The organism is Actinomadura sp. SCN-SB, from assembly GCF_043906805.1.
Lineage (GTDB): Bacteria > Actinomycetota > Actinomycetes > Streptosporangiales > Streptosporangiaceae > Spirillospora.
This window is the reverse complement of record NZ_JBIMPP010000120.1, coordinates 1-9,323: the sequence shown is the minus strand read 5'-3', so window position 1 is coordinate 9,323 and position 9,323 is coordinate 1. Positions and strand designations below refer to the sequence as shown.

Below are 9,323 nucleotides of genomic sequence, written 5' to 3'. Positions count from 1 at the left end.
GAGGCGGCCGTTCCCGGTGCCCGGATGGGTGACATCGGCCATGCGGTGGAGCGGACGGCCCGTGAGAACGGCTACGGCATCTTGGCGGGTTGCAGCGGCCACGGCATCGGTACGGCGATGCACGAGGATCCGGACGTGCCCAACAGGGGACGCCCCGGGCACGGTCCGGTCCTGAGGGAGGGCCTGACGATCGCGATCGAGCCGATGTTCCACGAGGGCGGGCACGATGACGCGGTGCTGCTCCGGGACGGCTGGTCCATCGCCACGGCGGACGGCAGCCGCGCCGCCCATTTCGAGCACAGCGTCGCCGTCACCGCTGACGGGCCGGTCGTGCTCACCCTGCCCTGACGTCTAGGAGCGCCCGGCCAGGCGTTCCAGGCGGGCGATGCGCTCCTCGATGGGCGGGTGGGTGGAGAACAGCCGGCCGATGCCGAAGCCCTGGAACGGGTTGGAGATCATCAGGGAGCTGGTGGTGGCCAGCTCCGGGTCCTGGGGCAGCGGCATCGCGCGCGTCCCGGCCTCGATCTTGCGCAGGGCGGAGGCGAGGGCCAGCGGGTCGCCGGTGAGGGTGGCGCCGGACAGGTCGGCCTGGTACTCGCGGGTACGGCTGATCGCCAGCTGGACGACCGTCGCCGCCACCGGGCCCAGGAGCAGCATCAGCAGGGCGCCCAGTATTCCGGGGCCCTCGTCGTCGTCGCCGCGCCCCACCGGCAGGAAGATCGCCAGATAGGACAGGTAGGTGATCACCGTCGCGATCGCGGCGGCCACGGAGGAGATGAGGATGTCGCGGTTGTAGACGTGCGACAGCTCGTGGCCGAGGACGGCGCGCAGTTCGCGCTCGTCCAGGATGCGCAGGATGCCGCGCGTGCAGCAGACGGCGGCGTTGCGCGGGTTGCGGCCGGTGGCGAACGCGTTGGGCTGCATGGTCTCCGACACGTACAGCCGGGGCATGGGCTGCCTGGCGGAGGTCGCCAGCTCCCGGACGATCCGGTAGAGCATCGGCGCCTCGACCTCGCTGACCGGGTGGGCGCGCATCGAGCGCAGCGCGATCCGGTCGCTGAAGAAGTACGCGAAGCCGTTGGTGCCGAGCGCGATGATCAGGGCGATCGCCAGTCCCGCCCGGCCGCCCAGGGCCCAGCCCGCGGTGAGCATCAGTGCCGACAGGACGCCGATCAGTGCCGCCGTCTTGACGCCGTTGAGCCGCACGGTCGTTCTGCCTCCCCGTTGTGCCACTATCCGGTCCAACGGGATGACCAGCCGAAACGTTCCCACTCCCGGCCTGGTCGCGACGACCTTGCGCGGGCGCCGGGCCCCCGCTAGGACGCCGCCGTCACGGCCTGGAGAACGAGCTGGGGCGCCACGGTGAGGACGAGCGCGCCGGCCGCGGTGGCGGCGACGGCGGCCCGTACCGCCGGGCCGGGTTCGGCGGGCCCGGGTACGGGTTCGGAGGGACGCTCGGCGGGCGCGGCGAACAGGCGGGCGGCCCAGGCAAGGTAGTAGTACAGCCCGATCACCGTGTTGACGGCCATGACGACGGCCAGCCAGGTGACCCCGCCGGCCACGGTCGCGCGGAACACCACGACCTTCGCGAACAGCCCCATGACGCCCGGCGGCAGCCCGGCCAGGCAGATCAGGAAGAACGCGAGCGCCGCCCCGGCCGCCGGGCGCGTCCGGGCCAGGCCGCGGAAGTCGTCCAGGGCGGCGAAGCGCTTCCCGCGCGCGCCGTAGCCGATGACGACGGCGAAGGCACCGAGGTTCATCACGGCGTAAAGGGCGACGTAGGCGATGGTGGCGGCGACCGCCTCGGGGAGCCGCCGTGTCCCGACCGCCAGCGGCGCGAGCATGTAGCCGGACTGCGCGATGGACGACCAGGCCAGCAGCCGGATCGCGGTGCGCTGCCGGAGCGCGAGCAGGTTGCCGAGGGTCATCGTGACCGCCGCCAGCACCGCGACCACCGGGCCCCACACGTGGCCGTACGCGGGGAAGCCCAGCGCCAGGACGATCGTCAGCCCGGCGAAGCCCGCGGCCTTGGACACCACGGACAGGAACGCCGCGACGGGCGGCGGCGCGCCCTGGTACACGTCGGGCGCCCAGAAGTGGAACGGGACGGCCGCGACCTTGAACGCGAACCCGGCCAGCACCAGCACGACTCCGACGCCGGCCACCGGGGAGAGGTGGTCGGGCAGCCGTTGCAGGGCGGGCGCGATCCGGTCGAGGTGCATGGCGCCGGTGGCCCCGTACACCATGCTGATCCCGAACAGCATGATCGCGGCGGACACCACCGAGACCAGGAAGAGCTTGACGGCCGCCTCGGACGCGACGCCGTCGTACCGGCGCAGCGCGACCAGCGCGAAGACCGGCAGCGACAGCGTCTCCAGCGCCACCACGAGCAGGATCAGGTCGCGGGCCGCCACCAGGACGAGGGCGCCGGTGATCGCGGCCAGCAGCAGGAAGTGGTACTCGCCCGCGGGCATCCGCGCGTCCGCGATCTCGCGCAGCGATAGCAGCACGACGACCACGGCGGCGGCCAGCACCACGCCCTGGAACAGCAGCGTGAAGTCGTCGGCGACGTAGGAGCAGGACGGGGGGCCGTTCCCGCGCAGGCCGCCGGGCAGGCAGAAGGTGGCGCGTCGGCCGCCGGACGCGAGCGCGATCACGGCGATCAGCGCCGCCGCGAGGGCGCCGCCCGACACCGCGCCGAGGACGCGGCGGGGGACGTCGAAGGCGTCGGCGAGCAGCAGCGCGATCGCGGCCAGGACCACGATCAGCGGGGGCGCGATCGCCGCGTAGTCGATGCCCTGGATCATGCCGAGCCCTTCCCGCGCACGGAACGCGCGCGCATCAGCCGCCTCCCAGCAGCGCGCGCACCGGCGCCGTCGTCACGTCCAGCAGGGTCTTGGGCCACAGGCCGACCAGCAGCGTCAGCACGATCAGCGGGACCCAGGACGCGTACTCGTACGCCGAGATCGCCGCCACCGGCCCGCGCGCGGAGGCCCCCGCGGAAGCCCCAGCCGGTGCCTCCACGGGACGGCCATGTGTGATCTTGGCGAGCAGGCGGAGGAAGTAGGCCGCGGTCAGCACCGCGCCGAGCCCGCCCACGACCATGAAGGTCACGAACGTCTCGCGGGGCAGCGCGGCGTGCGGACGGTACGCGCCGACGAGCGCGAGCATCTCGCCCCAGAACCCGGCGAGCCCCGGAAGGCCAAGGCTTGCCACGGACGCGAAGGTCAGGAACGAGGCGAGCCTCGGCGCGGCGCCCAGCATGCCGCCGCCGAGCGCGTCCAGGTCGCCCGTGCCGTACCGGTCCTTGATCGCACCGGCCAGGAAGAACAGCAGGCCGGTGATGAGCCCGTGCGCGATGTTGCCGAACAGCGCGGCGTTGATCCCGACCGGGGTGAGGGTGGCGATGCCCAGCAGCACGAAGCCCATGTGCCCGACCGACGAGAACGCGATCATCCGCTTGAGCTCGCGCTGGGCGAGGCAGGCCAGCGCGCCGTACACGATCCCGGCGACGGCGAGCAGTCCCAGCCAGGGCGCCCAGTACTCGGCTCCCTCGGGCGCGGCGGGCAGCGCCACGCGGACCAGGCCGTAGGTGCCCATCTTCAGCAGTACCCCGGCGAGCAGCACCGAGCCGACGGTCGGGGCCTCGGTGTGCGCGTCCGGCAGCCAGGTGTGCAGCGGCCACATCGGCGCCTTGACGCCGAACCCCACCACCATCAGCAGGAACGCGGTGATCTGGACGCCGCGCGTGGCGCCTTCGCCCTGGAGCCGGGCCAGTTCGGTCATGTCGAGGGTGCCCACGTTCACCGCGACCAGCAGCATCCCGGCGAGCAGCAGGCCGGAACCGAGCAGCGTGTAGAAGAGGAACTTGGACGCGGCGGCGCGGCGCCCCGGGCCTCCCCAGCGGGCGATGACCACGTACATCGGGATCAGGACGACCTCGAAGAACACGAAGAACAGCACCAGGTCGAGCGCGACGAAGGTGCCGATCAGCCCGACCTCCAGGACCAGCAGCAGCGCCACGAGCAGCCGCGCGCCGCCGCCCGCGGGCGGGTGCTTGGTGACGTGCAGCAGGCACAGGAAGGTCAGGAGCGCGGTCAGCACCACCAGCGGCAGGGAGATGCCGTCGGCGCCGAGGTGGAAGCGGAGCCCGATGGCGGGCGCCCAGGCGTGGTCGATCTCCAGCTGGACGCGGGACGTGGCGCCGTAGTCGAACGCCGCGACCGCCGACAGCGCCACCAGCAGCGTCGCGCCCGAGACGCCCAGCCCGTATCGGCGGACGGCGGTGTCCCCCGGCAGGAAGCGGGACTCGGGCAGCAGCAGGAGCAGGGCCCCGGCGAGCGGGATCGCCGTCATCAGCACGAAGATCACAGGAAGATCACCACCCCGGCCGTGATCACGACGACGCCGGCGAGCAGGCCGGTGAGATAGCCCTGCGGGTTGCCGTTCTGCGGAAGTCGCAGCGGACCGGCGAGCCGCCGGGTGCCGCGGGCGATGCCGACGACGAGCGCGTCGATCCCCCGGCTGTCCAGCGTGACCACCGTGAACGCCAGCGCCCGTACGGGACGGACGATGGCGAACGCGTACGCCTCATCCACGTAGAAGGCCCGCGCGAACGTCGTGCGAGCGGGCCCGAGGGCTCGGGCCGGATCGAGCGCGGGGTTCGTCCTCCAGACGAGGTACGCGACGCCGCCACCGGCCACGGCGCACAGCAAGGCCGGCAGCGCGGAGCCCAGGTGCGGCCGGAGCTCGGAGGCGCCGAGGCCGAAGAACCCGAGGATCGCGGCCGGGACGGCGAGCGCCACCACCGTCCAGGACATCAGCCCCGGGGCCTCCCTGATCTCGTACGAGCCGCGCGGCTCGCCGAAGAAGGTCATCAACCAGGCGCGCGTCGCGTAGGCGGCGGTCAGCGCCGCGGTGAGCAGCAGCCCCAGGTAGAGGAGCCAGGCGGCGACCCCGGGGAGGTGCGGTGCCGGCGGCGCCTGCGCGAGCGGCGCGTACGCGGACCAGCCCTCCGGCGCCGCGCCCGCCAGCTCACCGCCGTGCAGGGCGGAGCGCTGGGCCGCCTCGATGATGGAGTCCTTGCTGAACCACCCGCTGACCGGCGGGACGCCCACCAGCGCCGCCAGCCCGACCGTCATCGACCAGAACGTCAGCGGCATGCCCCGACGCAGGCCGCCGTAGTCGCGCAGCATGTTCGACCCTGCGACGACGATCACGCATCCGGCGGCGAGGAACAGCAGCGCCTTGAACGCGCCGTGGGTGAGCAGATGGAAGATCGCTCCGGTGCCCGTCCCGGCGGCGAGCCCGGCCGCCATCACGGCGAGCTGGCTGACCGTGGAGTACGCCAGCACGCGCTTGATGTCGTCCTGGGCCAGCGCCGCCAGCGCCGACCCCACCATCGAGATGACCGCGAGCAGGCCGAGGACGGTCAGCGCGGCGGGGGCGTCCAGGAACACCCCGTACAGGCGCGCGACGACGTAGATCCCGGCCGCGACCATCGTGGCCGCGTGGATCAGCGCGCTGATCGGGGTGGGACCGGCCATCGCGTCGGGCAGCCAGGTGTGCAGCGGGAACTGGGCGCTCTTGCCCGCCACCCCGGCGAGCAGCAGCAGCGCCGCGACGGTCACGGTGGTGCCCGGCAGCTCCGCGACCCGGCCGAGCACCCCGTCCACGGTGAACGTGCCCGCGCCCAGGCCGAGCACGATGATCCCGAACAGGAAGCCGACGTCGCCGAGCCGTGTCACCAGGAACGCCTTGACCGCGGCGCGCGAGTTGGCCCGCTCCTCCCAGTGGTGGCCGATCAGGAAGTACGAGCAGACGCCCATGACCTCCCAGCCCACGTACAGCAGGAGCAGGTCGGCCGCGTACACCACCAGCAGCATCGCGGCCGTGAACAGCGACACGAACGCCGCGTAGGACGAGTAGCGCGGGTCCTTGGCCATGTAGGCGACCGAGTACACCTGGACGGCCAGGGCCACGCAGCACACCATCAGCCCGACCACGGCGGCCAGGCCGTCCACCTGGAGCCCGACCTCGATCCGGACGGAGCCGGTCGGGATCAGCGCGAGCGTGCCGAGCCTGGCGCCCGGCTCACGCCACACCACGAACGCGACGACGGCGGCGAACGCGGTCGCGACGGCGATCGGCACGCACGCCAGCAGCGCCGGACCGTTGCGCAGCGGCGCCCGCTCGGCCGTCTCCGCCGCCTCCTGCCACTCCCTCTCCGGGACGCGCGGGCCGCCGCCCGGCACGGGAGCGGTCGAGCGTGCGTGCAGCGCCCGCGACAGGCGCGGGCCGAGCAGCATCCCGGCGAACGCGGCCGCGAACGGCAACAGGATCACCAGGGAGGCGAGTGCGATCACCGGGTCACGCCTCCCTCGGCCGACGCCGCCGCCTCGCCGCGCTCCTCACGGCCGGGCTCAGGCTCACCGCGCGGTTCCGGCCCGTCCGGTACGGGGTCCGGCGCGGTGCCGTCCTCGGCCAGGGAGCGCAGCCTGTCCACGTCGATCGTCCGGCGGTTGCGGAACACCAGGAGCACGATCGCCAGCCCCAGCCCGACCTCGGCCGCCGCGATCACGATGGTGAACAGCGTCAGCACCTGGCCTCCGTGCACTTGGTCGCGCAGCCACACGTCGAACGCGACCAGGTTGAGGTTGACCGCGTTCAGCATCAGCTCGACCGACATCAGGACCAGGATCGCGTTGCGCCGCGCGAGCACGCCGTACACGCCCACGGAGAACAGGAGCGCGGCGACCACCAGGGGGTAGGCGAGATGCATCAGCCCTCACCGCCGGAATCGGGCCGCGCCGCCTCGTCCTGACCTGTCCCGTCCGGGCCGGGGCCGATGTCGGAACGGGAGAGGACGATCGCGCCGACGAGCGAGGCCAGCAAGAGCACCGACAGCACCTCGAACGGCAGCACCCACGTGCGGAACACCCCGGCTCCCAGCGCGTCCGCCGAGCCGCCGCCCGCACGCAGCGGCGTGTACGCGTCGCGGAAGCCCATCACCATCACGGTCACCAGCACCGCCGCGGTCGCCACCGCCACGGCCAGCGCCGCCCGGCGGTCGCCGGAGTCCAGCTCGCGCGACTCGCCGATCGGGGCGCGGGTCAGCATGATCCCGAACAGCAGCAGCACGACGACCGCGCCCACGTAGATCAGCACCTGCACCCAGGCGACGAACTCGGCCGTCAGCACCAGGTAGCCGCCGGCCAGCGCGCCGAACGACACCACCAGCCACAGCGCCGCGTGCACGAGCCGCCGCGTCGTCACCACCAGGACCGCCGCGCCCACGGCGACCACGCCCAGCAGCGAGAACACGACCTCCTGACCGGTCATGGGCTTCCACCGCCCCGACGCCGCGCGCGGGCGGCGGACTTCTCGGCGGCGGCGAGCTCCTTCGGCGGGTCGGCGTTGGGCTCGTGCGCCTGCGGCGGCGGCACCGTCCACATCCACTCCCGCAGCCGGTCCCGCTCGTGGGTCAGCTCGGCGATGTCATACTCGGCGTACTCGAACTCCGGCGACCAGAACAGCGCGTCGAACGGGCACACCTCGATGCAGATGCCGCAGTACATGCACAGCGCGAAGTCGATCGCGAACCGGTCGAGCACGTTGCGGGTCCGGGGACGGCCGCCGCCCTCGGCGGGCAGGGTCTCCTTGTGCGAGTCGATATAGATGCACCAGTCAGGACACTCACGGGCGCACAGCATGCACACCGTGCAGTTCTCCTCGAAGAGGGCTATCACCCCCCTGCTGCGCGGAGGGAGATCCGGCTGCGCCTCCGGGTACTGTCGGGTGATGGAGCGCCGTGTCATCGTCCGCAGCGTGACAGCGAGCCCCTTGGCCAGTCCGCCTCCTGGTAGCCGTCCCACGGGTCACATGATTCCCTACGAATCGCCCGGGGGGAACGCAACGGGTGCCGCGTTCGTCGAACGGGACATGAGCTTCCGGGTCCGTTCGCTCATCCATCGGTGAGGAGGGCACGTGGACCGCGACATGGAAGGCCCGCACCGCGAGGACTTCCGTAAGGACGTCTCCGACGACGTCCACGACGACGAGAGACCCGGCCCCGGCACGGACTCCGGTCCGGGCCCGGCCCCCGGGCCGCGCCGGGCGTCCGGTCCGCGGGAGCACGCTCCGCCGGGATTCCCGCCGCCGCACCACCGCCACGCCCCCGGGCAACCCACCGGTCCCTACCCGCGTCCGCACATGCCGCAGGGACGTCCGCCCTCGATGCCCGGGTGGCGGCCGCCGTTCCCGACACCGCCGGTCCCTCCGCCGCCGATACACCCGCCCGTTCCGCCGCCAGGCGAGCCGCGCGGGTTCATGTGGGCGTTCGTGCCCTTCCTGACGTTCGGGATGGGCACTCCGTTCTCGTTCCTGTACGCGGCGGTGCGGCGGCATTCGCTGCACCTGGGAGCGATCGCGGGCAGCTACGGCGCGGGCACCGCCGCCTGGATGCTGATGGCGCTGTCCGACAGCTCCGTTCTCAGCGCGCTAAGCATCATCATGATGATGATGCTGTGGGTCGCGGGCAGCGTGCACGCCTTCGCGGTACGGCCGTCGGTGTTCCCCCGCGAACCACCGCAGAACGTCCGCAACGAGCACGCGATCAAGTACGCCAAGTACCGCAGGGCGCTGCGCGAGGAGGCCCGCGCGCTGGTCGCCGAGGACCCGGCGCTCGCGCACGAGCTGCGCATCGGGCGTCCCGACCTGCCGCGCGGCTACGACGACGGCGGCCTGATCGACGTCAACCACGTCCCGCCCGCGACGCTCGCCATGCTGCCCGGACTGGACGACGAGATCATCGACCGGATCGTGCGGAGGCGCACCGAGCAGGGCGGCTTCATCTCCGCCGAGGAGATGGCCGTGGACATCGACCTGCCACCGGGCCTGCTGCCCCAGATCGCGGAGTACGCCGTCTTCCTGCCGTGATGGGCGCCCGGCCGGGGCCGTCCGGCCGGGTCACCCGGCGCTCCGGTCAGGCCAGGGCGACCTTGAGGACGCCGGTGAGCGCGAGCTGCGCCAGCGACAGCGGCACGAGCCACGCCCAGGCCAGCTTCTGCAACTGGTCCTCGCGCATCCTCGGGTAGCTGACCCGCAGCCAGATCACCACGAACGCCAGCGCGAACGTCTTGAGCAGCGTCCACAGCCAGCCCAGCTCGGCGTCCAGGAACGGGCCCTTCCAACCGCCCAGGAACAGCACCGTGGTCAGCGCGCACAGCACCACGATCCCCGCGTACTCGGCCAGCAGGAACAGCGCGAAGCGCAGCCCGCCGTACTCCGTGTACGGGCCGAAGATGATCTCGGGGTCCTTGTTA

Annotated in this window: 9 protein-coding genes and 1 pseudogene; 2 read left to right on the top strand and 8 right to left on the bottom strand. The window is 72.6% G+C overall.

All coding sequences use genetic code 11. The features are described from left to right. The coding region (locus tag ACGWYJ_RS37930; RefSeq protein ID WP_395111447.1) for a M24 family metallopeptidase at nt 1-348 on the top strand (348 nt) is incomplete at its 5' end. 3 nt (nt 349-351) lie between these two features. Here the strand turns inward: ACGWYJ_RS37930 and htpX are convergent. From htpX to ACGWYJ_RS37895, 7 genes and pseudogenes are all read right to left on the bottom strand, one after another. Further along, entirely contained in the window at nt 352-1,206 is an 855-nt protein-coding gene (gene htpX / locus ACGWYJ_RS37925; protein WP_395111446.1) for a zinc metalloprotease HtpX, read from the bottom strand. A gap of 110 nt (nt 1,207-1,316) precedes the next feature. Further along, nucleotides 1,317-2,807, bottom strand: coding sequence for an NADH-quinone oxidoreductase subunit N (locus ACGWYJ_RS37920; protein ID WP_395111445.1), 1,491 nt, complete (start codon nt 2,805-2,807; stop codon nt 1,317-1,319). Between the two features lie 34 nt (nt 2,808-2,841). Next, the gene (locus ACGWYJ_RS37915; RefSeq protein WP_395111443.1) at nt 2,842-4,371 is read right to left on the bottom strand and encodes a NuoM family protein; all 1,530 of its coding nucleotides are present in this window, start codon (nt 4,369-4,371) and stop codon (nt 2,842-2,844) included. Next, nucleotides 4,368-6,365, bottom strand: coding sequence for an NADH-quinone oxidoreductase subunit L (locus tag ACGWYJ_RS37910; RefSeq protein ID WP_395111441.1), 1,998 nt, complete (start codon nt 6,363-6,365; stop codon nt 4,368-4,370). Before ACGWYJ_RS37910 ends, ACGWYJ_RS37915 begins: the two co-directional genes overlap by 4 nt. A gap of 119 nt (nt 6,366-6,484) precedes the next feature. Continuing rightward, a pseudogene (nuoK, locus tag ACGWYJ_RS37905) lies at nt 6,485-6,781 on the bottom strand (NADH-quinone oxidoreductase subunit NuoK); the annotation flags it as partial. After that, nucleotides 6,781-7,341 (bottom strand): NADH-quinone oxidoreductase subunit J, encoded by a 561-nt coding sequence (locus ACGWYJ_RS37900; protein ID WP_395111439.1) that lies wholly within the window; start codon nt 7,339-7,341, stop codon nt 6,781-6,783. The pseudogene nuoK and the gene ACGWYJ_RS37900, both read right to left, overlap by 1 nt. Then, nucleotides 7,338-7,817, bottom strand: a complete 480-nt coding sequence (locus tag ACGWYJ_RS37895; protein WP_395111438.1) for a 4Fe-4S binding protein — start codon at nt 7,815-7,817, stop codon at nt 7,338-7,340. Before ACGWYJ_RS37895 ends, ACGWYJ_RS37900 begins: the two co-directional genes overlap by 4 nt. Nucleotides 7,818-7,986: 169 nt before the next feature. Between ACGWYJ_RS37895 and ACGWYJ_RS37890 the strand changes: the two genes are divergently transcribed. Further along, on the top strand, nt 7,987-8,937 hold the full coding sequence (locus ACGWYJ_RS37890) for a hypothetical protein (protein ID WP_395111436.1): 951 nt from the start codon (nt 7,987-7,989) through the stop codon (nt 8,935-8,937). A 46-nt stretch (nt 8,938-8,983) separates the two neighbouring features. Here ACGWYJ_RS37890 and ACGWYJ_RS37885 read toward each other — a convergent pair. Then, nucleotides 8,984-9,323, bottom strand: a 340-nt coding sequence (locus ACGWYJ_RS37885) for an NADH-quinone oxidoreductase subunit H (protein WP_395111435.1), incomplete at its 5' end; no start/stop codon positions are given.